This is a genomic window from Corynebacterium gottingense (genome assembly GCF_003693265.1).
GTDB classification, from domain to species: Bacteria; Actinomycetota; Actinomycetes; order Mycobacteriales; family Mycobacteriaceae; genus Corynebacterium; species Corynebacterium gottingense.
Map to the genome: position 1 here is coordinate 1 of NZ_RDRE01000008.1, position 23,045 is coordinate 23,045.

Genomic DNA, 23,045 nt, shown 5'->3' on the forward strand with positions numbered 1-23,045 from the left:
AATGCCGCGTGCCCCGAAGTCACGCGGTCACCAAAGAGTTTCCCCCGAAAACTGCAGTGTTACTCGATACTCACCATCGCGTTACTCGATACTCACCACGGTGTTACTAAATGCACGCGCGCAACAGTTTGCCTACGGGCAACCGAACCCGGATGCGGTGATCGTCAACCGGGTCTTCGAGACGGCCTAACAACGCCCATACGCAGCGGCCGTCAGGGAATGAGAAACTGAGTCTTCGCTGATCTCCGCCCAACTTTGCAACAACACCAGGTGGAGACTGCGAGTACGCGCTTGACCCCGCCAACAGTGCCGCCAAGCACCTGCAGGTAATACAAGCGGAGTTGCCTGCCACTTCCCCACTGGCCCGCGACGCCGGCATACTCGCCAAGTTCGTACGCGCAGCACAACGAAATCTGTCTCAACAGCGATCCGAAGATAACCCAGATGAACTTCTAAGCTTAGCCACCAGCCTCAAAGAGAAGCTGAAAGGCTCGCAATTATACGGTTCCCCTGCCGTTAGACAGTTAGATAAAACCTCACGTGAAGAAAATCGGCATGCTCTGTGCTATCCATTTTCACCCCTGCTTTCTACCGGTGCCGGAAACAGTAAGGTGGGCGCCGCGCAGCGTGAAAAACATCCCGACAATCAATGAACCAGCCGCCACTGCGAAACTCAAGGTAGTTGAGTTACTAAACACCACAGCGATAACCGCAGGGCCCATAATTTGCCCCAAGCTGTACCATGTCGTCAGGGAAGCCGCCGCAACTGGGCTCCCCGCTTTGAGACCCGCTTCAATAGTCAGCATCGTTACCCCCATGAAGGTAGCTCCGAACAAAAACGCCGACACAAACAAAAGACCGGGCCCAGAGCTGAAGACTGCCACGACAGCACCAGTAACCTGCAGGAAATAGCATCCAGCAAGCGCTTTGAAGGTTCCCACCCGGTTTGCCGCATACGACCAAAACAACGGGGATGGAGCGGTGGCGCATCCAGCTACCAGCCACGTCGAGGCGGCGGCTGTTTGCCCGAAAACCGGCTGCGCTAGAACCACCAGATATGTACCGATGATGATGTAGCCTGCGCCTTGGAAGAGATATCCAGCAGATAACCACCGCAATGGTTCAAGCGAAGATTCCTGTCCTTGGTCACTTCGTGGCCGAGTAGAAGAATCGGAGCGATTCTCACGTATTGGCCAATTCCATGCAAGAAGCGAAAGTGCTGCACTCACTGCTGCGCAGATAAGCCACAGTGCCCGCCATGAGATAACGCTTCCCCCCATGAGGACAATTCCTCCGGAGATGAGAATGCCTAACCCAACCCCAGCGTAAATTATTCCACCATCATGGGCTCGGCGTTTGACCACGGGAATATTCTGCGTCACCGAGACGAAAACTAGAGCTGAGATGGCACCAGCAAAAAAGCGGACCGCTATTTGCCACCACGGTGAGCCAGAGAAAGCAACCGCCGCCAGAAGCACTGTCGTCAACACAAGGGCTGCCCTGTGTAACCTTCTAGAAATCGGCACCCACCCTCGGGAGGCCGCCAAAGAACCCGCAAAATACCCGGCGTAGTTGGAGGTGGCGATCCACGCGCTGGACTGTCCCGACCAACCCAGGGAACCTACCATCAAAGGCAAAATGGGGGTATAAAAGAACCTACCCAAGCCCATGGCTACTGCTAGGCCGGCGGTACCACGCGACACCAAAAGAGCATCCCGGTGGGTAGTTTCAGTCGCAGCGGAGTGAGCGTCTCCTTCAGGCTTCCCCATTGTTTTCCTCTCGTGCAATGCCCTGGCCGATTTTTGCTCCTTCTACTGCAGCCGGCATTCCAGCCGCCAACACAACATTTTTGACCACTACTGTGTGCCCATCAGAGTCCATGAGAGCGTATGCTCCCTCTTGATCGGAAATAGATAGCACTCGCGTGGGCACTAAGTGAATATCTACATAATCTCGATAGGCAGTAACTACCTGAGAAGCTGCCCAGTGAAGATAAGCACCATAGAGAGCCCTAGATGTATAGGTGTCTGGCCCCGTTTGCAGAGCCTCTTCCAAAAGGACAGGATCTGAGTGTAGGAAGGCAGAGGCATTCTCAGATTTCAGCCATTCGTAAAATGTGGGACCTTCGAGATACCTCCCCTCGATACCGGCGCTGGAATCAGGGAAACCACTGAGCTGAGATGCCACAGTATTCATGAGGAGAGCAGGGGTCTGATAAGGATTCCACACCTTGCCGGATCCGAAGGATGAATCATCAAACCAGACCAGTACGGGTGTTTCTTCTCGATCATTACTGTGCGCCAACCGGTCCAGGGTTCTTTCGATGACCGCCAGCCCTCTCGGCCCCCCGCCCACAACAGCTACCTGGGCAGCCAGAGGAACGGCTCGACCGACGCCTAGAGAAGTAGAATATGGGGTCAGCTCATCAACAATATCGGCCGCGGGTGCCGAATGGGCGCACCCGTAGTTCACTCCCGCCCAAAGGTTAAGGCTTTCTACATCGCCAGCGGAATTAGCATTTGCTCTTAACTCTGAAGTCAAATGGTGAAGTTCCGGATACATCGACGGAGCGGACTGGGAGTACTTTTCAGTAAAAGTATTGGTGATGGTGCGAGCCGGTCTTCCGGTGAAGGCCTTAGTAAGGGTGGTCGGTCGACCGCGTAACTCTTTCAGAGCAATCTTGTGGGTCTGTTTCGTCCCCGCCTCATCTGCGAGAAGAAAATGGGTGCCTACCTGTATGGCCCATGCACCCCGGCGAAGGAGTGCGAGGGCTTCTTTTGCAGTCGCGATACCACCTGCAGCAATAACAGGCTTACTTACTTTAGATAAGGCATATTCCAGCAGTTCAGAAGTAGAATGAGTCGATCCCTCACTCTCGGTAGAGAGCACAGTCGCTCGATGGCCTCCAGCTCCTGCCCCCTGAACACATATAGCGTCACACGAGGTGGATGCAAGAAAGTCGATCTCATGAGGCGTTGTCGCATTTAAAACAACACTTTTCCCCGCTTCTTGAAACTCATGGATCAACGTTTCATTAGGGTAGCCAAACGTAAAAGAAACTACTTGAGCCTGCGAGCTTAAAGCAATGTCTATCTTTTCCCGATAAAAGTCGTCCCCCGTAAAGGGTTGATCAGGTAACTCCGCAAGTATCTGGGGATCCTTTTCGAGTAAGACGCGGTACCGCTTCCATAGGTCCTGATCCTTAGAAGAACGCTCTCGATCCGGAGGCGGGCAGAATATATTTATCCCGTACGGGCCGTCCGCTTCACTTTCAACCTGTTGAATTGCCGATATCAGCTTTTCTGGAGTTAAGTAACCTGCAGCGATATTTCCCAAACCGCCGGCATTCGTTACCGCGACACAAAGTTCAGGAGTAGAAGGCCCCCCTGCCATTGGCGCCAAAATCAAGGGTCGCTTCAAGGTGATCATGAATGAAAATCCTTACTCAGTGAGATTCACGGCGTGATTCATGGTACACGATTCCCCCCCCCCCCGAACCACAGACCATCGCTAGGTGTGATATTTGTCACCGCACTACACCGCCCCGTAGAGGTAAGCACGAAGCGATCCCACAGGAATGCGCACGGGCACACCGCGCTTAGGTGGGCGTACTGTTTTCAGTTCGCCTTGCTCGATAAGGCGCTCAACAGACCGAATGCTGATTTGGAGGCGATCGGCTATATCTTGCTTAGTTAGCGCTCGCAGCTCGTCGTGCGTAGAGCCCACGGAAGATAAATTAGGCATGAAAATCCAACTCCTTTGACTAGGAGATGAGCACCATTACCTATCTCGCGGGGGCATGTCTACCTAGTCCCGCAAAGCGCACTCGGATATCGGAGCGGCACGCCAACTGTAACTCTCCCAGCAGATCACCATGCCCAGTTGGCGACATTCACTGCTGACTTCACCATTCACTACTCAGCCGAGGCGCCGGGTGTGTAGGCGCGATCCGACTGGGTGTACGACGCCGAGAAAAGCACACATTTTGTCGCTTAACCCGCGATTGCCACTCCTCCACACAACCCCCTGGCTCGCAGAGGTACCACGTAGGTACCACGGCAACCGCAGTACCACGTATAAAAAATGGAAAAACCGCCAGTTACCTGGCGGTTTGTCTCGTGGTCCTAGCTGGGATCGAACCAGCGACCTTTCCGGTGTGAACGGAACGCTCTTCCACTGAGCCATAGGACCGAACGAATTCATACTTTACAACGCCACCCCGCGATTCCACGAATCCGCAGGACACGACACTCTTCGGCACACCTATGGCCCTCACGGAAGTACGGGGATAGCGGTGGCGTCGATAAGCGAAGGGGCGGGAACGCCAAACGACAACGATGTAACTCAGAGATCGACTCGGCGTCATCGGAAATCGGGGCGTGACCTCACGATTTGGACTATGATTGCCAACCGGTTAATGTTTTATCTCGCACCACGCAGTGTTGGTCACGATGTTGACAGCCACTAAGGTGCGTGCGGATGTAGCGCAGTTGGTAGCGCATCACCTTGCCAAGGTGAGGGTCGCGAGTTCGAGTCTCGTCATCCGCTCCAATCCCGTAAGGGATGAGCGCGATTAGCTCAGCGGTAGAGCACTACCTCGACACGGTAGGGGTCACTGGTTCGATCCCAGTATCGCGCACAGAGTCTTCACTGCAAGACTCGGGGCAAGCTCATGTTTGCCGCGCGGATGTAGCGCAGTTGGTAGCGCATCACCTTGCCAAGGTGAGGGTCGCGAGTTCGAGTCTCGTCATCCGCTCCAAGTACATACGGGTACTTTGGAGGAAGCTCCACGGTGGATTGGTCGAGTGGTTAGGCAACGGTCTGCAAAACCGTGTACACGGGTTCGATTCCCGTATCCACCTCCAAGCTGGAAACAGCCCGCGCGATTAGCTCAGCGGTAGAGCACTACCTCGACACGGTAGGGGTCACTGGTTCGATCCCAGTATCGCGCACAGAGTCTTCGCAAGAAGACTTGTGGCAAGCCCACGCTTGCCCCGCGGATGTAGCGCAGTTGGTAGCGCATCACCTTGCCAAGGTGAGGGTCGCGAGTTCGAGTCTCGTCATCCGCTCCACGCAACACCGTCGGGTTCTTCCCCGGCGGTGTTTTTGCATGTGCCCCTGCTTCTTTATGCTGGCATGTATGAAGCAGACACCGTTCACCACCGCCGACCTGCTGGGCCCCACGCTCCCACCTGCCGAGCGCGAGCTGCGGCTGATCGCAGTCATGTCGCTGTCCGGCGCCGCCGCCGTCGAAGGCACCTCCGAATCGCTCGGTAACGACATCGATGCGGCCCTCCTCACCACGGTCCGCGCCTGGTCCGACGTCGTCCTCGTCGGTGCCGGCACCGCCCGCGCCGAAACCTACTCCGGCGTCAAGTGCAGCGAGTCCGAGCGGGACAAGCGAGTCGCCCGCGGCCAAGCCCCCGTCCCACCTATCGCGGTGCTCACAAAATCCTTCGACTTTGACCCATCCTCGCAGCTGTTCACAGACACCGAAGTGCCGCCGGTCTTCCTCGCGCCGCAAGCCTCCCTCGACGATCCAGGCCTCGCCAGCGCTCGCCAGAAGCTTCTCGACGCCAACGCGCAGCTCATCTCCACCGGTGACGGCTCCGCACACGCCATCATCGACGCCCTCCACACCCACGGATTCAACCGCATCACCTGCGAGGGCGGACCGGGGCTGTACGGAACCCTCCTCGCGGCCGGTCTCGGCGACGCCCTCCACCTCACCATCGACCCGCTCGTCCACGGCAACGTCGAAACCACGCTCTTCGGCGCCGGCGGCAACTACAACGCGCGTCTCGCCCTGGAAGACGTGCACACGAGCGACGATTCCGTCATGTTTTGCCGCTACCGTCGCGCAGACCAATAGCCGCACCGGCGATACCGGAAACGCGCACCCGGTTCGGTACGGTAAATCGCGTGACTACCACGCTTCGCCCCTCCCCCAGCTGGCAGCAGCGGATCAACGCGCTGTGGACCTCGCCCGCGGCGCGCCCACCCGCAGCCGCCGCGCCGCGCAGCAGCACCGGGGACCTTCACTCCCCCTCCGCCCGCGCTGTAACGGCCGCCGCGTGGCCGCTGGCCATCCTGCTCATCGTGCACCGGCTTGTCGTGCTCGCCCGCGAGGGCTCACCCACCGACGACTTCACCACCGTGTGGGCGGCGACACACCGCTTCATCCAGCGGGTCCCGGTCTACAACGAGATCTACCACTACGTGGACCCGCATTACCTGTACAACCCTGGTGCGACGCTCCTGCTCTCCCCGCTCGGATTGGCGGACTCGCCAGACACCGTGCGCCCCTGGTTCATTCTGGCTAACGCGCTCGCGATCATCGGTGCGCTCGCCTGGTGCGCCCGTCTTGCGGGTGGCCGGCTCACCGGACCCGTGTTCCCCGTCGCGCTCGCGGCGGCGTTTGCGACGGAGTCGGTGACCAACACGCTGGTCTTTTCCAACATCAACGGCATCCTCCTGTTGGTGCTCACCGCATTCCTGGCCAGCTACCGCGCCCACCGCTTCCTCGTCGCTGGGGTCGTCCTCGGCCTGGCCATCCTGATCAAGCCTATGTTCGCCCCCCTTCTCGTGCTGCCGCTCATGCAGCTGCGTTTCGGGGCCGTGGCCGCAGGAATCGCGGTGCCAGCCCTCCTGAATGTGGTGGCCTGGCCGCTCACTCCAGGCGCCGACGACTATCTGACCAAGCTCGTGCCGTACCTGGGCATCACGCGCGACTACGCAAACTCTTCGCTCGCGGGCTTCGCTGTTTACTTCGGCATGCCCGCCTGGGCGCACGGTCTCCTCTTCGTCGTGCTCGGCGCGGCCGTCGCGGCCGCAGTCCTGGGCCTTGCGCGCTGGCGTTTTAGCGACGAATGGCTCTGGCTCACGTGTTCCACCGCCGTGCTCCTCGCCGGGGTGTGCCTGCTCAGCTCGCTCGGCCAGGCGTACTACTCAATGATGCTCTTCCCCGCAGCGTTTACGGCGCTGCACCGCGCCAGCCCATTCCACATCGCCGCGCCGTGGGCGGGCCTGCTTCTGTGCGTCAGCCCGCTCCAGTTCAACAGCACCGTCATCGGGCCGGTCGGCCGGTGGCTCAACACATTTCTGCCCACCGCGGGTTGGGCAATCTTCATCGTGGCAATCGCCGCTTGGGTAATCTCAGTGCTAACGCGTAGTCTGCCAGCAGCACCGGCACAGGAGCTACACGAGCCGGGCAAGACACCGGAGGCACAGGAGGCACAGCATGACTGAAAACAGCAACGATTACAGCGCTTTCACTGAGGACGATTGGAAGGCAAAACTCTCCCCCGAGGAGTTCTACGTCCTGCGCCAGGCCGGCACCGAGCCCGCGGGCGTCGGCGAGTACACCAACACCACCACCGAGGGCGTCTACCGTTGCCGTGCCTGCGGCGCGGAGCTGTTCCGCTCCACCGAGAAGTTCGACGCGCACTGCGGCTGGCCGGCGTTCTTCAGCCCGCTCGCGGGTGATGCGATCATCGAGCGCGAGGACCGCTCGCACGGCATGGTCCGCACCGAGGTGCTCTGCGCCAACTGCGAGTCCCACCTCGGCCACGTCTTCGCCGGCGAAGGCTTTGACACCCCCACCGACCTGCGCTACTGCATCAACTCCATCTCGATGACGCTCGACGAGCGCAAGTAAAACGCTTCTCGACGCCACGTGGACCGCGGCGTCTGCAACGGGGCGTCGACAAGCGTGCTCTGCTTAGGGCAGAATCTTGATGATCTCGCCAATGTCCGCGACGCGGCGACCCGTCTGGAACGGGATCTCCTCGCGCACGTGAAGGCGCGCCTCGGTGTAGCGCATCTTGTGCATGAGGTCCTCGATGCGCTCCAGGCTGGGCGCCTCGAACGCGAGCATCCACTCGTAGTCACCCAGCGTGAACGCCTCAACCGTGTTCGCGCGGACATCGGCGAAGTCGCGCGCGGCTTTGCCGTGGTTGGCCAGGATGCGGCGGCGCTCCTGCGGGTCCATGATGTACCAGTCGTAGGAGCGCACGAACGGATACACGGTGATCCAGGCCTCCGCCTCCTCGCCCATGATGAAGCTGGGCAGGTGGGATTTGTTGAACTCAGCCGGGCGGTGCAGGCCGTTGCCCAGCCACGAGACCTCGAGCAGCTGGCCGAGGGCGGTGGTGCGTCGGAAATCTGCCAGCGCCTTCTGCAGGTACTCAAACTCCTCGGCGTGCCACCAGATCATGAAGTCGGCGTCGGCGCGGATGCCCGTGTTGTCGTAGATCCCGCGTACGACGACCTTGCCTTCCGCCTCAAGGTCCGCGAAGAAGCGCTTTGCTTCCGCGGTCAGCTCCTCGCGCTCGGAGCCGAGAGCACCGGGGATGGCGCGGAACACCGCAAACTGGAGGTAGCGCTGAACGGAGTTCAGTGCGTCGAAATCAAGCTTGGCCATAGGTTTGTATCCTTTCTTCGGCCCGGGCGGGCCAAATCAACCGAAAGTCGTAGGGACAGTCTACGCGCCGTCGGCACGCGCCCCGGCGTTCGGCGCGCCTCCCACCCGCGGGCCGCTACGGTAGCTACGTTGAACCCTGTGATGAATTCGGACACCCCCTCCAACACGGGCGACGGCACACCCGCCCCGCACAGCGACACCGCCTCCCTGCCCGCAGATTTCTCTGCTGCGGTGGAGTCTATGCACGCTGCGAAGCTGCGGCCGGAAGTCACCCTCGGCACCATCCGACCACCCCAGCGGCCCGCGCCATACAGCCACGCCGTCGGGCTTGAGGTCGACCGCTCCGGCGACGAGTCCGGCACCGTCCCCGCAGACAGCGAGGGCGACGCGTTCGGCCGCCTCATCCTGCTGCACTCCCCGGACGCCGAGGAGGCGTGGGAGGGGTCCATGCGCCTCGTGGCCTACATCCAGGCCGACATGGACGACGCGGTCGCGTCCGACCCGCTGCTTCCGGACGTCGCGTGGCAGTGGCTCAACGAGTCGCTCGCCGAAGCCGGCGCGGGCTACACCAACCTCGGAGGCACCGTCACCTCCACGGCCTCCGTCCGCTTCGGCGAGATCGGCGGCCCGCCGCGCGCCTACCAGCTGGAGATGCGCGCCTCCTGGACCGCCGAAGGCATCGACCTCTCGGGCCACGTCGAGGCGTTTGCCAAGGTGCTCGCGCACGTCGCGGGGCTGCCGCCGGAGGGCGTCACCGCGCTGGGTGCACGCAAGTAGTTCGCCCCGTGTGTGAAAAGGTAGATTACAGGCTTGTCGATACGCCCGCTGGCTTCCAGGAGGCGGCCGAGGCGCTGGCGGCAGGCCGCGGGCCGTTCGCCGTCGACACCGAGCGGGCCTCGACGTTTCGCTACGGCGACCGAGCATTCCTTATCCAGGTGCAGCGCGAGGACGCAGGCACGTTTCTCATTGCACCCGAGGGGCACCGCGACGACGCCACCCGCGCCCTCTCGCCTGTGCTGAACGGCGAGACCTGGATCCTCCACGCCGCTGCGAGTGACTTGCCCTGCCTGTCCGAGCTGGGCCTGCGCGCCGTCAGCCTGTTTGACACCGAGGTCGCCGCGCGGATAGCCGGATACCAGCGCCCCAACCTGGCCAACATGGTCGAGCGCATCTGCGGCGTGGTGCTGGAGAAGGGCCACGGGCGCGAAGACTGGTCCAAGGTACCGCTGCCCCGAGAGTGGCAGGACTACGCGGCGCTCGACGTGGCCTACCTCACCGATTTGGCCGACGGGCTCGCCGAGGAGCTCGCGCAAACCGGCAAGCTCGAGTTTGCGGAGCAAGAGTTTGCGTACATCCTGGACACCTCCTCCTCGCCCCGCACTGGCACGGGCTCCTGGCGCGACCTGAAAGGAGCCTCGCGGATCAGCAGCGCGCTCAGCATGCAGCTTGCCAGGGCGCTGTGGGCTGCGCGTGAGGCACAGGCGAAGCGCTCCGACCGCTCTCCGTCCAACATTCTGCAGAACCGCGTGCTTGTCGACATCGCACTCGCCCAGCCGACCACCATCCGCGACGTCATGGCCGTCCCGGGGTTCCCGCGCCGACGCAAAGACCTCGCCGCTGCCTGCCTGGACGTGATGACGGAGGCGCGCGAGCAGGATCGCTCAACGTGGCCGTCCCGCCCGAAATCAGCGCCGACGGACGTCCCCTCCAAATCGACCATGCGCCGCGAGTACCCTGCGCTCAGCGAGGCGCTCGAGGAGGCCCGGGACGAGGTAGCGGACCTCGCCGACGCGCTGAACATGGAGGCGAGCACCATCGCCACCACGAAGCTGCTGCGCGCAGCGGTGTGGAAGGCGTCGCACTCGCTGCACCCCTGGGATGTGCGGCGGGCTCAGCAGGAGCTCAGTGAGCTCGGCGCGCGGCCCTGGCAGTGCGAGCTCGTCGCGCCGATCATCGCGGCCGCGGGGCTTTCCGCCGCCGACGAGTAGGAGCGGCTAGTTCTCCCGGTCTGCGAGGTCAAGCGCCCATGTGCGAACCTGCGCGCCCGCAGACTCCGCATCCAGGCCGTACTCCGCCAGTACCTCATCACGCGACGCGTGCTTGGGGTACACGGACGGGAATGCCAGCTGGCGCAGCGGCGTATCAATCTCCGCGGCGTGGAGCGCCTCCGCGACGGCAGAACCCACGCCGCCGCGCATCACCCCGTCCTCGTACACCACCACCAGGTCCGCCGAGGCAGACATATCGATGAGCTCCGGCGCGACCGGAACGACCCAGCGCGGGTCCACAACCGTAACGTTGATGCCGTCGCCGGCGAGGGCGTCAGCGACCTCGAGCGCCGGGCCCGCGAACGTGCCGACAGCGACGAGGAGGACGTTGAGGACGGAGTCGTCGGAGTCGTCGTCGCGGTCAAGCGTGGTGCGCAGCACATCGACCGTACCGCGGCGCTCCTTCGCCTCGATGTCAGCGCCGACCTTGCCCTTCGGGAAGCGGACGACGGTAGGGCCGTCGTCAACGCCGAGCGCTTCGTGGAATTCTTCGCGCAGCCGTGCCGGGTCGCGCGGCGCGGCGATGCGGATGCCCGGGACTATCGACGCCACCGAGAAGTCCCACACCCCGTTGTGGCTCGCACCGTCCGAGCCGGTCACGCCGGCGCGGTCGAGGACCACCGTGATGGGGAGGTGCAGCAGGCCGGCGTCCATCAACAGCTGGTCAAAGGCGCGGTTGAGGAAGGTGGAATAGACGGCCACCACCGGGTGCATCCCACCGAGCGCGAGACCGGCGGCGGAGGTGATCGCGTGCTGTTCCGCGATGCCCACGTCGAAGAAGCGATCCGGGAACTCCTCGGCGAACGGCTGCAGGCCGGTCGGCCCCGCCATCGCCGCCGTGATGGCAACAACGTCGTCGCGCTCGTGGCCGGCACGCAGCAGTTCCTTGGTAAACACGGAGGTCCAGCCGGGAGCGGACTTGGCCAGCGACTCGCCTGTCACCGGATCAATCACTCCAGTGGAGTGCATCTGGTCCGCCTCATTGTTCACGGCCGGGGCAAAGCCGTGGCCCTTCTCCGTCACCACGTGAACGATCAGCGGGCCGTCGTAGCGCTGCGCGTAGTGGAACGCGCTGAGCAGCGCCTTGAGGTCATGGCCTTCCACCGGGCCGACGTACTTCATTCCCAGGTCCGGGAACATCTCCGTGGGCAGCACCTGGTACTTCACGCCTGCCTTGAGCGCGTGGAGCGCTTCGAACGTCCGCTCCCCGACCCAGCCCATGGATTTCAAGGTCTTCTTGCCGGACTCCATGACTTCGTCGTAGCCCGGCTGCATCCGCAGTGCTACGAGCTGGTCGCGCAGTTTGGACAGGTTGTTTGCAAAGCCGCCGATGGTTGGCGAGTAGGACCGCCCGTTGTCATTGACCACGATGACCACGTTGCGGTTGCCCGCCGCGATGTTGTTCAGCGCCTCCCAGCACATGCCGCCGGTGAGCGCGCCGTCGCCCACGACGGCGACCACCTTGTCGTCGCCGTGGCCGCTGAGCTCCTTGGCCTTGGACAGCCCGTCCGCGTAGGACAGCGACGCGCTGGCGTGCGAGGATTCGGTCCAGTCGTGCTCCGACTCAGCACGGTCGGTGTATCCGGAGAGTCCGCCTCGCTTACGCAGCGTGTCAAACTTGTCGGCGCGGCCGGTAAGGATCTTGTGCACGTAGGACTGGTGCGAGGTATCAAAAATGATCGGGTCCTGCGGCGAGTTGAACACGGAGTGCAGCGCCAGCGTGAGCTCGACAACGCCGAGGTTCGGCCCGAGGTGCCCGCCGGTGGCGGAGACCTTAGCAATCAGCAGCTCACGGATCTCCTCCGCGAGCGCATCAAGTTCCTCCACCGACAGCTTTTTCACGTCGGTTGGCGATGTGATTCCCTCGAGCATTCCCACTGTTGTCAAGCTCTCCTTCGTCTCGCCGGTATTCCCCGCCATGTTACACCGTGCCGCCACGCTGCCCTATCCTTGCAGCGCTCACGCCCGGGGCGTCAGGAGGACGACGGTTTCGAAGTGGTGGGTGAGCGGGAAGGCGTCGATAAGCATCATGCGCTCGACGCGGTACCCGTGCTCGCCCCAGGTGCCCAAATCGCGCGCGAGTGTTGCGGGATCGCAGCCGATGTGGATGACACGTGGTGGCGCGGCCTGAGCCACCGCGCCGACGACCTCGGCTCCCGCGCCGGATCGCGGCGGGTCGAGCACTACGAGCGCTGGGCTGGGCAGCTTATCGACGCTCACCTCCACCCGAGCATTCCGCACCCGCACATCCAGGTCCGCAAGCCCCGGCTGCGGCGTCCCGGTCGCCGCCGGCGAGTAGTCCACGGTCTCGACGCGGCCCCCACCCAGCGCGCGACTGATCGCGGGCGCGAACATGCCGACGCCGCCATAGAGATCCCAGCCAACAGCACCGGGAGCGTTGGCAGCCTCGCCCCACTGCGCAACGATGTCGGCGTACGCCTGCGGTGCCGCGGTGTGCGCCTGCCAAAAGGCGGTGGCTGGGAAGGTGAACTCGCGGTCGTCGACACGCTCGGTGACCATCCCGGTGCCTTCGATGACAGTGTCGATTGTCTCCGCGCGGCGCCCGCGCTGCACCTTTGCCGTCTCCACGACGTGCCGGGCTCCAGTGGAATCGATCACCGCGATGACCTCGGCTCCCGGAGTGAAGCGGCGACCGCCGGGGCCGACGAGGCCGTCGAGCAGGCCGGGCACCATCTGGGCACAGGGGAACTCGGTTACCAGCTCGGTGGAACGCAGCTTGCGCAGGCCGACGCGGCCCTCGCTATCCACGCCCAGCCGGGCTCGGGTGCGCCAGCCGTGGTCGGGCGCGAGCGCGGTTTCCTGAAGATCACTGTCGGCTTGGAACCCGTCGAGCACCCCGGATCGCTTCGCCAGGGTACGCAGCTGGCCGACGAGCACCTCACGCTTCAGCTCGCGCTGCGCGGGAGCTGTCACGAAACCGAAGTCGCAACATCCGGCCCCGTGCGCCGCAGCCTGGCACACCTGGCGGGTGCGCTGCGGGGATGGCTCGAGGACCTCGACGAGGTCTGCGCGCGCCCACCGCTTTTTCACCTTGGTGGGCCGGGCTTCGACGCGGTCGCCGGGGATTGCGCCGCGGACGAACACCACACGTCCGTCGGGCGCGTCGGCGATTCCCTCCCCTCCGTGCGCCATTGCGCGGACGGAGACCTCGAGGGTCTCGCCTACCTCAAGTGCCCCGGTTCCCGAGTCTGCCATGCGTGGAAACTACTTATCCTTGTTGAACTGGTTGTTCTGGTCGATGATCTGCTTGAGCGCGTCGCTGAGCAGGTTCGGGTTGCCACTCTGCGGAGCACTCTGGCCCGCAGCGGCGCTCTGGCCCTGCTGAGCACGCTGCTGCACCGCCTGCTGCACCTGCTCTGCGATCTTCTTCGGCAGGATCACATCGAGGGAGCTCCCGGCCAGGACCGGGTCGTTGCCGCGATACACAAAGGATCGCGCTACGATCTCGCGCCCCAGCCTTGCCAGGTCGTCCTCACGGCCCTGCGGCGCGGCGAGGGTGACGCGGTAGAGCCAACGCGGACCCTCCACACCGATGATGCGGATCACACCATTCGTGCCCTGACCAACGATCTCTTTGCCCCACGGCCCCTGCTCGAAGGTGACCGGCATGCCCTCGTTGCGCATGCCCTCTGCAATCTCCTCGGCGGAGTCATCCCAGAGACCACCGCTGCGCGGAGCCGCGAAGGCAACCGGGGTGACGCGACCGTAGCGGGTGACAATGTGGACCATCTTCGGCCCCTGCTCACCCATCTCCACCTGCACCTGCGCCTCCTTCGGGAACGGGATGCGCATGGAGTGCAGGTTCAGCGTGGCGCTGGAGAAGTCAGAGAAATCAAAGTCCTCGATGTTGACGGAGTCGCCGTCGAAGGGGCCGGTGCTACCGTTGATCGGGTCGTAGTCCGTCAGCGGTGCGGTGCCAGCCGCCTGGCCGCCGTCCTGCACCGCGGGTGCCGCCGCCACCGCAGACTCCGATGCTTCGGGCGCAGCTGCTTCTGCCTGTGCTGCTGCGGCGTCCGGAGTATCGGTGGGCTCGGCAGACTCGGTGTGCTCGGGGACCTGCTGGGCAGCCGCGTCGTTGTCGGCCTTGTTGCGGTTTTTCTTCTTGCCAAACGGCCACAGTGCCATAGTTTCTGTCCTCCTCGCGCCCGGTTGGGCGTTGCTGCGAAATTTTCGCGGTGGTTTCGCGTCGTAACGTCGTGCCCTTTGACCATAGCGCGTCGCGCCCCAAGCGCGCGGTGGTGGGGCCTTCAACGGTTGGCGCTATTTCGTCCCGGTCGAGCCGTAACCGCCCTCGCCGCGGACCGTTTCATCCAGCGCATCGACTTCGACGAAGTCAACCAGCTCCACGCGCTGGACGACGAGTTGGGCAATGCGCATCCCGCGCTCGACGGTAAATGCTTGCGAGCGATCCGTGTTCACCAGACACACTTTAAGCTCACCGCGGTATTGGGCGTCGACGGTCCCCGGCGTATTCACAATGCTTAAGCCGTGCTTCGCAGCGAGCCCGGAGCGCGGGTGGATCAGCCCTACCGTGCCGAGCGGCAGGGCGAGGGCCACACCTGTGCCCACAAGCGCCCTTTGTCCCGGTTCCAGGGTGATTGTCTCGGCGGAGTACAGGTCCGCGCCGGCATCCCCGGTATGCGCGCGCTTGGGAAGCGGCAGCTCCTTATCCAGCCGTTTCAGCGGGATCGGCGGCAGCTGGCCCGCGCCAACCAGTTGTGTGTGTTCGTTGTTCTCGCTCATGGTGCCCCACCTTACGGTACGGCTCACACAAGTCGATGCGGCGAATTGGACAGCTCACCCATCCCCTGAACTAAAGTTGCATTCGTGTCTGAAACCTCGCGCTCCAACGATGCAACTGCCCACGCCACCGGCGCCGCAGCGCCCGAGGTGCTCTACCGCGAACGACAGTGGGTGCCGTGGTACTGGTGGGCGGCCGGAATCGGCCTGACGTTACTCCTTGCCGCCCAGTTTGCGCTCAACCGCAACGTCTGGTGGTTCATCGTGCCGCTGGTAGTCATCGGCGCGCTCGTCGCGTGGTTCCTCACGTGGCTGTCCAACACCACAGTGTCCGTCGAGCGCGACCCGGACGGCTCGCGCTGGCTTCGCGTCGGCGAGGCGAACCTGCCCGCGGACGCAGTTGATCGCGCGATGGTTGTTCCCCGCTCCGCGCGGCAGAACGCGCTCGGCCGCCAGCTCGACCCGGCGGCGTACCTCGTCTCCCACGCGTGGGTCCCCGAGCACGCGCTCATCGTGTTGAACGACCCAGAGGACCCAACCCCCTACTGGCTCATCTCCTCGAAGCACCCGGAGGCGTTGCTCGCCGCCTTCGTCCCCGAGAAAGCCCCTGCCGACGGGGCTGCGTAAGGCTTACTCGCAGTCCAGGCAGTACTTCGAGCCGTCATCGGCCGTGTACGCCAGGCGCTTTTTCTTTTGCACCAGGAAGCAGGAGGCGCAGGTGAACTCGTCGTCCTGGCGGGGCTTGACTTCTACGTTAAGCTCCTCACCGGACAGGTCCTGCGCGGGGATTTCCACTGGCTCGACGATCTCGCCGTCGTCGTCCATGCTGCTGCCGGCTACTTCTGCGGCCTTCAGGCCTTCGAGCGAGTCGGTCTCAATCTCGTCGTCCTCGAGTCGGCGACGCGGCGCATCATAATCCGTAGCCATGGTGTTCTTCCCTCCAGCTCAACGTGCAAACGTAAAAAGGTGCGGTGCATTGTTTTGAGCGTCCTGCCAGGTCCTGCCAGGACGCGTTTGAGCGGAATACTAAAGCAAATGGCTCAATCTGTCACTTTCGCCCCCGACCAGGGGCGATGCTGCTAAGCGCCGGCTCCCAAGACGCGCATCGCCCCCGCCTCCTCCAACAGCCGCGGGAACGATTCCGCGAGCCCCGGAGCGCAGGCGTACATCAATGCGCCGTCACCGCCGCGATCGCGCAAGCCCGGGTGGTGCACCACCGCTCCCGCCTCGGCGGCAATCACCGCGCCGGCAGCGTAATCCCAGGGGTGCGTGCCGTGCTCGTAGTAGGCGTCCGCGCTCCCCTCAGCAACGCGGCAGAGGTCCAACGCCGCCGAGCCCATGCGGCGGATGTCGCGCACCTGCGGCAGGAGCGCGGTCAGTATCTGCGCTTGCTGGCCGCGCCACCCGGAGTCGTAGGAGAAGCCGGTCTCCACCAGAGCGGTGGCGTGACGGGAGGCCCGGGATGTGTGAAGGGGGTGGGCGGTGGCGTCGCTAAGCACGAAGGCCCCGTGCCCGCGGGCGGCGAAATAGGTGATGCCGCGGGCGACATCAGCGACCGCGCCAGCGACGAGCTCGCCGTGCACGGCGACGCCGACGGAGACCGCGTAGGCGGGCAGCCCGTAAATAAAATTCACGGTGCCGTCGATGGGGTCGATGACCCATTCAACGCCCGTCTCGCTCGGCTTCGACGCGCCCTCCTCGCCGATGACGCCGTCGCCGTGACGCAACTCCGAGAGCTTGCCCACAATGCGCTCCTCGCACCCCTTGTCCACGGCTGTGACCGGGTCAACCTCGGACGTCTTAGTCTGCGCGACCATCTCCACGGAACCGTGCCTGGTCAGAAAGTCGCGCTGCTTGGCCACGAACCCGGCCGCGTCCTGCACGAGTTCAACGCACAGGTCGCGCAACTCAGATGCGGTGGGAGTGTTGGCGGTGCCATTGGGGGAAGTCGGTGTGCTCATAGTCCCCATCGTGCACCGACTTTCCCGGAAGCGCGACTCGCACCGCCCCATTTATGCCGCGCGTTTGTAAGCTGTGCCGTATGAGCGATACGACTGCAACTCATCTCGGATTCGGCGTGGACGTCGGCGGCTCGGGCATCAAAGGTGCCATCGTTGACATGGATACCGGCGAGTTTGTCGGCGAGCGTGTCAAGATTGCCACGCCCAAGCCCGCGACGCCCCAGGCCGTGGCCGACACCGTCGCGGAAATCGTGCGCGCGCACGACTGGCATGGGCCGATCGGCATCACCCTGCCGTCCGTTATCCGTAACCAGGTCGCGTGCAGCGCCGCCAATATCGACGAAGCTTGGATTGGCACTAACGTCCACGAGCTCTTCTCCGCAGCCCTGGGCACGGAGGACATCGCGGTGCTTAACGACGCCGACGCCGCCGGTCTCGCCGAAGTCGTATTCGGGGAGCCCGAGGCCCGCGAGGGCGCCGTCATCTTCCTGACTTTCGGCACCGGGATCGGGTCCGCCTTCTTTATGGACGGCACCCTTTTCCCCAACACGGAGCTTGGCCACCTGGTCATCTCCGGAGAGGAAGCAGAGCATGTCGCCTCCTCCGCCGCCAAGGACCGCGAGGAACTGAGCTACAAGAAGTGGTCCAAGCGGGTCGACGCCGTCCTGCACGAGTACCAGCGCTTGTTCAGCCCGTCCGCGTTTGTGGTCGGCGGCGGCATCTCCCGTAAGGCGGACAAGTGGGTCCCGAACCTGACGGTGGACGTGCCGGTGGTCGCCGCGCGTCTGCGCAACCGAGCAGGCATTGTCGGCGCGGCGATGGCGGCGAACGAGCACGTTGCGCCGTAATTGATTGGTCCGGCCCAACCACAGATCCATGACTCATGTACGGTGGGCACCGGACAGCAACCACTCCTGCCCTCGTGGGACGCACCTTTCCGGCTCCGTGACACGCACGGCGCGCGAAAGATGCGGCACGATGGCGAGTGCTGGAATAGATTCAGCGCGCGGCCTGTTAGGATTGGCGTTCTAGAATTGGAACCATTGCGCAATCCGGCAGGATATGCATACGAACATTCTCGCAGGAAGCAGGGTTGCGCGCAGTGGAAGAAACCGAATCGGCGAAAGGGCGTACGTGGTAGCCAGCGAAGCATCAGGCAATAACACCGTGGAGAATGCAGCACAGGCATCCTCCGACGGTGGCGCAGGCAACGGTGCAAACGACGCCGCGGCAACTCCGGCGGCGAAGAAGACGGCCAAGAAGGCTGCAAAGAAGACCGCTCGGAAGAAGGCCACGAAAAAGACGGCCAAGAAGACGGCCCGCAAGACTGCGAAGAAGACCACCAAGAAGTCAGCGGCCAAGAAGGCGACCGCTGCGCACGCAGGCGCCGAGGGCGTGGACGAGGACGAGCTGCGCACCGATGCGCTTGTCGACGATGCCGATACCGTCGATGACCGCGACGACGAAGATTACGATCCCGACCTCGCGGACGAGGACGCCGACTTTGATGACGAGCTCGCCGAGGACATCGACGAGGACGACCTGGACGGCGACGACATCGAAGATGACGAAGACGACGACTCGGACGACGAGGAAGAAGACTCTTCGTCCGTCTGGGACATCGAGGAGTCTGCGGCGCTGCGTCAGGCGCGCAAGGACGCGCAGCTGACCGCGTCCGCCGACTCCGTCCGCGCGTACCTCAAGCAGATCGGCAAGGTCGCGCTGCTGGACGCGGAGCAAGAGGTCTCCTTGGCCAAGCGCATCGAGGCCGGCCTGTACGCCCAGTACCGCCTGGACGAGATGGCGCGCGCCGCCGCTGAGGGCGACAAGGATGCCAAGCTCACGCCTGCGGTCAAGCGCGACCTTCGCGCGGTGGCCCGCGACGGCCGCAAGGCGAAGAACCACCTGTTGGAGGCAAACCTTCGCCTCGTGGTCTCGCTGGCCAAGCGCTACACCGGCCGCGGCATGGCGTTCCTGGACCTCATCCAGGAAGGCAACCTCGGCTTGATCCGTGCAGTGGAGAAGTTCGACTACTCCAAGGGCTACAAGTTCTCCACGTACGCTACGTGGTGGATCCGCCAGGCGATCACCCGCGCGATGGCGGACCAGGCCCGCACCATTCGTATCCCGGTGCACATGGTGGAGGTCATCAACAAGCTCGGGCGTATCCAGCGCGAGCTGCTGCAGGACCTGGGCCGCGAGCCCACCCCGCTCGAGCTGGCGAAGGAGATGGACATCACCGAGGAAAAGGTGATGGAGATCCAGCAGTACGCGCGCGAGCCGATCTCCCTGGACCAGACGATTGGCGACGAGGGCGATAGCCAGCTCGGTGACTTCATCGAGGATTCCGAGGCGGTCGTCGCCGTCGACGCCGTGTCCTTCACCCTCCTGCAGGACCAGCTCCAGGACGTGCTGCACACGCTCTCCGAGCGCGAAGCTGGCGTGGTACGCCTGCGCTTCGGGCTTACCGACGGCATGCCGCGGACTTTAGACGAAATCGGCCAGGTCTACGGCGTGACCCGCGAGCGCATCCGCCAGATCGAATCGAAGACAATGTCCAAGCTGCGCCACCCGTCGCGTTCCCAGGTGCTGCGCGACTACCTGGACTAGCCTTTCGCGGATATAGCGGTGCCCCGCCAGGAGGATTCCGGGCGGGGCACCGCTTTTATGTACGGCTGAATTAGCCAAACTCGCGCTCCGCGACATCTTCCACGCACTTTTCGTAAGCGGCCGTGTCATCCACCAAGTGGTCGCACTCCCCGACGAGGGTGGAGACGAGTCCGACACCGACGAGCATAAACACCACGCTGAGCAGCGAGGCGATCGCGCCGAGAACGATGCCGGCGATGGACATCCCCTTCCGCGCGCCCGGACCGGCGATCTTCTTCGCGCTCCGGATCCCCAAAATGCCGAGGATGATCGCGATAACACCGAGGAACACCCCGCCGACGATCGTAATGATTGCAAGCATGGCGAGGATACCCACGATCAAGGCAGCAATCGCCATGCCGTTATTTTTCTGTGCCCCATACGGCTCGCCCTGCGGGTACGCGCCACCGTAGGCGGCACCGCCGCCGTACTGCCATTGCTGGCCCGGCTGGCCCGGCTGTGGCTGACCTGGCTGCGGGTGCTGCCCGTAGCCCGAGAACCCCTCGGGGTGGTTGTACGGACCCTCCTGGTTCGGGTGCTGGTTCGGGTTATAACGATCTGTCATGGTCGTCTCCTTCACTCGTCGCCGTGCACTCGCCCACACTACCGGTCTTTTGCGCTACCAGCCACGCAGATAGTCAATGCGCTGCTGCAGCTGCTCGGCGTTGCACAGTGCGGTCGGCGGCCCGCCGCACGCCTTCCTTGCCTCCGTGTGGATCGCGCCGTGCGGACGCCCCGTCTTGCCCGCGACGATGGAGACGCGCGTGTTCAGCTCCTTGCGCAGCCTGGGGATCTCATCCGCAGCGGTCTCGCCCCCGCCGCCGGTGGAGCCAGACTTGAACGGTGCGGCGCCGGGCCCAGCAGCGACCGGCTCGCCCAGCGTTTTCGCCCGTTCTGCGGCTTCGCGCTCCGCGGCCTTCCGCGCCTTCTCCTCCGCCTCGCGGGCGTCCAGCTGGTCGCTCTGCCGCTTGCGCAGCAGGGTCTTGACCTGTTCGGCGTCCAGCAGTCCCGGGAGCCCAAGGAAGTCTTGTTCCTCGGCGGAACCAGCTGCGGTCGCGGTGCCGTAGGTGGAGCCGTCGAAAATCAGCGAATCCAGCTCAGCGGACGCACCGATGGACTCGTAGCTCGGCCCCTCGTCGGGCTCGTTCTCCTGGCGGTTGGCTTGCTCAATGAGCTCGTCGGACCAGCCCTGCTCGCGGTGCGGCTTGCCCAGGACGTGGTCACGCTCCTCCTCCATGTTCTCCGCCAGCCCCAACAACACGGGCACGGACGGCAGGAACACGGACGCGGACTCGCCGGGCATGCGGGAGCGCACGAAACGGCCGATTGCCTGGGCAAAGAACAGTGGCGTCGATGCGGAGGTGGCGTACACGCCGACGGAGAGGCGCGGGACATCGACGCCCTCGGAGACCATTCGCACCGCCACCATCCACTCGTCGCGGGACGCCGAAAACTCCTCGATGCGGTCGGAGGACCCAGGCTCGTCGGAAAGCACCACTGTGACCGGCGTGCTGGAGATCCCCTCGAGCATCTTGGCGTAGGCGCGCGCCGTGGTTTTGTTCGTGGCGATGACCAGCCCGCCCGCGTCCGGCATGTTGGCACGGATCTTGGTCAGGCGCGTGTGCGCGGCCTGCAGCACGAGCCGGATCCAGTCCCCCTTCGGGTCCAGTGCCGTCTTCCACGCGCGTGCCGTTTGCTCCGCGTTGAGCGGTTCACCGAGGCGGGCTGAGTATTCCTCGCCAGCGGAATCCCGCCATTCTGTCTCCCCGCTGTAGGCGAGGAACACAACGGGGCGCACCACACCGTCCTTGAGCGCGTGCGAATAGCCGTAGGTGTAATCGGCCTCGGAGACGAGGTGCCCCTCGCCGTCCTCGTTGTAGCGCACGAACGGGATCTGTGAGTCGTCGGAGCGGAACGGCGTACCGGTGAGCGCGAGTCGGTGCTCTACGTCGTTGTATGCCTCATAGACGCCGTCGCCCCAGCTCTTCGAGTCGCCGGCGTGGTGGATCTCGTCCAGGATGACCAAGCTGCGCCGCGCCGACGCGACTGCGTGGTGCTTGAACGGGTGCATACCCACCTGCGCGTAGGTGACCACGATGCCGTCGTAGGAGGGGTTCACCGCGGACGAGTTGGTGAAGTTGGGGTCCAGCGACAACCCGAAGCGCTTGGCCGACTCGGACCACTGGTGCTTCAGGTGCTCCGTCGGCACAACCACAATGAGCCGCTGCACCGTGCGGTCGGCCAGGAGGGTGCTCGCCAGCGTCAGCGCGAACGTCGTCTTTCCCGCTCCCGGCGTTGCCACGGCCATGAAGTCGCGCGGTTTTGTACGCAGAAACGAATCAAGGGCCTCTTGCTGCCATTTACGGAGCTGAGGCCCTGGTGTCGACGCTGTCACTTGCGGCGCAGCCCCTCATAAATCCGCTGGCAATCGGCGCAGACCGGGGACCCCGGCTTGGCCTGCTTCTTTACAGAGAACTTCTTTCCGCAGAGCGCGACAACCTGCTTCCCAGAGATCGCGGAATCCACGATTTGGTCCTTCCGCACGTAGTGGAAAAACTTTTCCTTGCCGTCCTCCGTGGTTGACGAGGTGTCCTCCCGGAGGTCGGGGCGCTCAAGAGTCTTCGTCGTCGTATTCACGCCTTCCATCATGCCCCAAAGTGGGTCGGAATTTGCAATGCCCCGCTACCCTTTGCGTTATGAGCGGATCTGACCACACCTTCCACCAACCCGAGTCGGGCGTGCCCGGTCCGCACCCGCACACGATCGACGCCCAGCCGGACGAGGAGCAGCCCCGCCGCCGCCGGCTCCGCCCGAGGCGCTCCCGGCGCGCGCTCATCACCGACGCAACGCGGACCCACGAGCAGGATCTGCAGAGCCGCGAAAAGCAGTATCTGTTGTGGCAGGGTGCGCGCGTGCCACTGATCGCCATCTCCGTCCTGTGCTCGGTGCTGGGCCATTGGTGGTTCGCCGCCCTTTTCTTCTCCATTTCGATCCCGGTGCCGTGGATCTCCGTCATGATTGCCAACGGCCAGGGCGAGGCGCGCGATAAGCGGGACAAAAACGTGTACAAGCCTGCGCTCGCCCGCGAGGAGGCCCGGCTCGCTGCGCAGGCCCGAGCGCAGTTGGAGGCAGGCCAATCGCGCTCTGGCGCCGACCGCTCCCCCGCTATCATCGAGTCCGATCCCGACGCCAGCAAGGAGTAGC

22 protein-coding genes, 7 tRNA genes and 1 pseudogene are annotated in these 23,045 nt (G+C 63.8%); 16 read left to right on the top strand and 14 right to left on the bottom strand.

Annotated features, from left to right (window positions below):
* Positions 1–190 (top strand): annotated as a pseudogene (locus EAW56_RS12860) (hypothetical protein); the annotation flags it as partial.
* 385 nt (positions 191–575) lie between these two features.
* Here EAW56_RS12860 and EAW56_RS06355 read toward each other — a convergent pair.
* The 4 genes from EAW56_RS06355 to EAW56_RS06370 form a co-directional block, all read right to left on the bottom strand.
* Positions 576–1,769 carry a YbfB/YjiJ family MFS transporter gene (locus tag EAW56_RS06355; protein WP_095276256.1) on the bottom strand — a complete coding sequence of 398 codons (1,194 nt, stop codon included), beginning with the start codon at positions 1,767–1,769 and terminating at the stop codon, positions 576–578.
* Positions 1,756–3,429 (bottom strand): FAD/NAD(P)-binding protein, encoded by a 1,674-nt coding sequence (locus tag EAW56_RS06360; protein WP_165765510.1) that lies wholly within the window; start codon positions 3,427–3,429, stop codon positions 1,756–1,758. The genes EAW56_RS06355 and EAW56_RS06360 overlap by 14 nt, the downstream gene beginning before the upstream one ends.
* Positions 3,430–3,534: 105 nt before the next feature.
* The gene (locus EAW56_RS06365) at positions 3,535–3,744 is read right to left on the bottom strand and encodes a helix-turn-helix domain-containing protein (RefSeq protein ID WP_095276254.1); all 210 of its coding nucleotides are present in this window, start codon (positions 3,742–3,744) and stop codon (positions 3,535–3,537) included.
* Positions 3,745–4,119: 375 nt separating this feature from the next.
* Positions 4,120–4,191, bottom strand: a tRNA-Val gene (locus EAW56_RS06370).
* 284 nt (positions 4,192–4,475) lie between these two features.
* Here EAW56_RS06370 and EAW56_RS06375 point away from each other — a divergent pair.
* The 9 genes from EAW56_RS06375 to msrB all read left to right on the top strand — a co-directional run bounded on the left by EAW56_RS06375 (position 4,476) and on the right by msrB (position 7,657).
* Positions 4,476–4,551 (top strand) — tRNA-Gly (locus EAW56_RS06375).
* Positions 4,552–4,567: 16 nt separating this feature from the next.
* Positions 4,568–4,639 (top strand) — tRNA-Val (locus EAW56_RS06380).
* A gap of 44 nt (positions 4,640–4,683) precedes the next feature.
* A tRNA-Gly gene (locus EAW56_RS06385) sits at positions 4,684–4,759 on the top strand.
* 32 nt (positions 4,760–4,791) lie between these two features.
* Positions 4,792–4,865 (top strand) — tRNA-Cys (locus EAW56_RS06390).
* A gap of 15 nt (positions 4,866–4,880) precedes the next feature.
* Positions 4,881–4,952, top strand: a tRNA-Val gene (locus EAW56_RS06395).
* A 44-nt stretch (positions 4,953–4,996) separates the two neighbouring features.
* A tRNA-Gly gene (locus tag EAW56_RS06400) sits at positions 4,997–5,072 on the top strand.
* A 68-nt stretch (positions 5,073–5,140) separates the two neighbouring features.
* Positions 5,141–5,872, top strand: coding sequence for a pyrimidine reductase family protein (locus tag EAW56_RS06405; protein WP_167457403.1), 732 nt, complete (start codon positions 5,141–5,143; stop codon positions 5,870–5,872).
* Positions 5,873–5,922: 50 nt separating this feature from the next.
* Entirely contained in the window at positions 5,923–7,248 is a 1,326-nt protein-coding gene (locus EAW56_RS06410) for a glycosyltransferase family 87 protein (protein ID WP_244213371.1), read from the top strand.
* A complete protein-coding gene (gene msrB, locus EAW56_RS06415) occupies positions 7,241–7,657 on the top strand; it encodes a peptide-methionine (R)-S-oxide reductase MsrB (protein WP_122085727.1) in 417 nt (138 codons plus the stop codon). Before EAW56_RS06410 ends, msrB begins: the two co-directional genes overlap by 8 nt.
* Positions 7,658–7,720: 63 nt before the next feature.
* Here the strand turns inward: msrB and hemQ are convergent, their stop codons facing one another.
* Entirely contained in the window at positions 7,721–8,422 is a 702-nt protein-coding gene (hemQ, locus tag EAW56_RS06420; RefSeq protein ID WP_095278957.1) for a hydrogen peroxide-dependent heme synthase, read from the bottom strand.
* 141 nt (positions 8,423–8,563) lie between these two features.
* Here hemQ and EAW56_RS06425 point away from each other — a divergent pair, with 141 nt between their 5' ends.
* Together EAW56_RS06425 and EAW56_RS06430 are read left to right on the top strand one after the other, a co-directional pair.
* Positions 8,564–9,199, top strand: a complete 636-nt coding sequence (locus tag EAW56_RS06425; protein WP_122085729.1) for a DUF3000 domain-containing protein — start codon at positions 8,564–8,566, stop codon at positions 9,197–9,199.
* An 8-nt stretch (positions 9,200–9,207) separates the two neighbouring features.
* Entirely contained in the window at positions 9,208–10,410 is a 1,203-nt protein-coding gene (locus tag EAW56_RS06430; RefSeq protein ID WP_167457404.1) for an HRDC domain-containing protein, read from the top strand.
* A 6-nt stretch (positions 10,411–10,416) separates the two neighbouring features.
* Here the strand turns inward: EAW56_RS06430 and dxs are convergent, their stop codons facing one another.
* The 4 genes from dxs to dut all read right to left on the bottom strand — a co-directional run bounded on the left by dxs (position 10,417) and on the right by dut (position 15,234).
* Positions 10,417–12,348, bottom strand: a complete 1,932-nt coding sequence (gene dxs, locus EAW56_RS06435; protein ID WP_122085733.1) for a 1-deoxy-D-xylulose-5-phosphate synthase — start codon at positions 12,346–12,348, stop codon at positions 10,417–10,419.
* 81 nt (positions 12,349–12,429) lie between these two features.
* Positions 12,430–13,686, bottom strand: coding sequence for a class I SAM-dependent RNA methyltransferase (locus tag EAW56_RS06440; protein ID WP_122085735.1), 1,257 nt, complete (start codon positions 13,684–13,686; stop codon positions 12,430–12,432).
* A 9-nt stretch (positions 13,687–13,695) separates the two neighbouring features.
* Complete coding sequence (locus EAW56_RS06445; protein WP_095554395.1) at positions 13,696–14,616, bottom strand: DUF3710 domain-containing protein; 921 nt, start codon at positions 14,614–14,616, stop codon at positions 13,696–13,698.
* 135 nt (positions 14,617–14,751) lie between these two features.
* The gene (dut, locus tag EAW56_RS06450) at positions 14,752–15,234 is read right to left on the bottom strand and encodes a dUTP diphosphatase (RefSeq protein WP_095547114.1); all 483 of its coding nucleotides are present in this window, start codon (positions 15,232–15,234) and stop codon (positions 14,752–14,754) included.
* 84 nt (positions 15,235–15,318) lie between these two features.
* Here dut and EAW56_RS06455 point away from each other — a divergent pair, with 84 nt between their 5' ends.
* On the top strand, positions 15,319–15,858 hold the full coding sequence (locus EAW56_RS06455; protein ID WP_095278963.1) for a DUF3093 domain-containing protein: 540 nt from the start codon (positions 15,319–15,321) through the stop codon (positions 15,856–15,858).
* A 3-nt stretch (positions 15,859–15,861) separates the two neighbouring features.
* Here EAW56_RS06455 and EAW56_RS06460 read toward each other — a convergent pair whose 3' ends face one another.
* Positions 15,862–16,158: a DUF4193 domain-containing protein gene (locus tag EAW56_RS06460; RefSeq protein WP_095278964.1), complete on the bottom strand. Its 297-nt coding sequence runs from the start codon at positions 16,156–16,158 to the stop codon at positions 15,862–15,864.
* Positions 16,159–16,310: 152 nt separating this feature from the next.
* Positions 16,311–17,192, bottom strand: coding sequence for an inositol monophosphatase family protein (locus EAW56_RS06465; RefSeq protein ID WP_244213372.1), 882 nt, complete (start codon positions 17,190–17,192; stop codon positions 16,311–16,313).
* Between the two features lie 80 nt (positions 17,193–17,272).
* Here EAW56_RS06465 and ppgK point away from each other — a divergent pair, with 80 nt between their 5' ends.
* Together ppgK and EAW56_RS06475 are read left to right on the top strand one after the other, a co-directional pair.
* Entirely contained in the window at positions 17,273–18,040 is a 768-nt protein-coding gene (ppgK, locus tag EAW56_RS06470; protein ID WP_095555572.1) for a polyphosphate--glucose phosphotransferase, read from the top strand.
* Between the two features lie 214 nt (positions 18,041–18,254).
* The gene (locus EAW56_RS06475) at positions 18,255–19,802 is read left to right on the top strand and encodes an RNA polymerase sigma factor (RefSeq protein ID WP_122085739.1); all 1,548 of its coding nucleotides are present in this window, start codon (positions 18,255–18,257) and stop codon (positions 19,800–19,802) included.
* Positions 19,803–19,872: 70 nt separating this feature from the next.
* Here the strand turns inward: EAW56_RS06475 and EAW56_RS06480 are convergent, their stop codons facing one another.
* Genes EAW56_RS06480 through EAW56_RS06490 form a run of 3 tightly spaced genes read right to left on the bottom strand, consistent with a single transcriptional unit; the run spans position 19,873 to position 22,487 of the window.
* Positions 19,873–20,406: a DUF4190 domain-containing protein gene (locus tag EAW56_RS06480; protein WP_122085741.1), complete on the bottom strand. Its 534-nt coding sequence runs from the start codon at positions 20,404–20,406 to the stop codon at positions 19,873–19,875.
* Between the two features lie 54 nt (positions 20,407–20,460).
* Positions 20,461–22,236: a DEAD/DEAH box helicase gene (locus EAW56_RS06485; RefSeq protein ID WP_122085743.1), complete on the bottom strand. Its 1,776-nt coding sequence runs from the start codon at positions 22,234–22,236 to the stop codon at positions 20,461–20,463.
* Positions 22,233–22,487 (bottom strand): DUF3039 domain-containing protein, encoded by a 255-nt coding sequence (locus EAW56_RS06490; RefSeq protein WP_095278982.1) that lies wholly within the window; start codon positions 22,485–22,487, stop codon positions 22,233–22,235. Before EAW56_RS06490 ends, EAW56_RS06485 begins: the two co-directional genes overlap by 4 nt.
* Before the next feature lie 50 nt (positions 22,488–22,537).
* On the opposite strand from EAW56_RS06490, the gene EAW56_RS06495 reads away from it, so the two are divergent.
* Positions 22,538–23,044, top strand: a complete 507-nt coding sequence (locus EAW56_RS06495; protein ID WP_208636493.1) for a DUF3099 domain-containing protein — start codon at positions 22,538–22,540, stop codon at positions 23,042–23,044.
* Position 23,045: the final 1 nt, after the last annotated feature.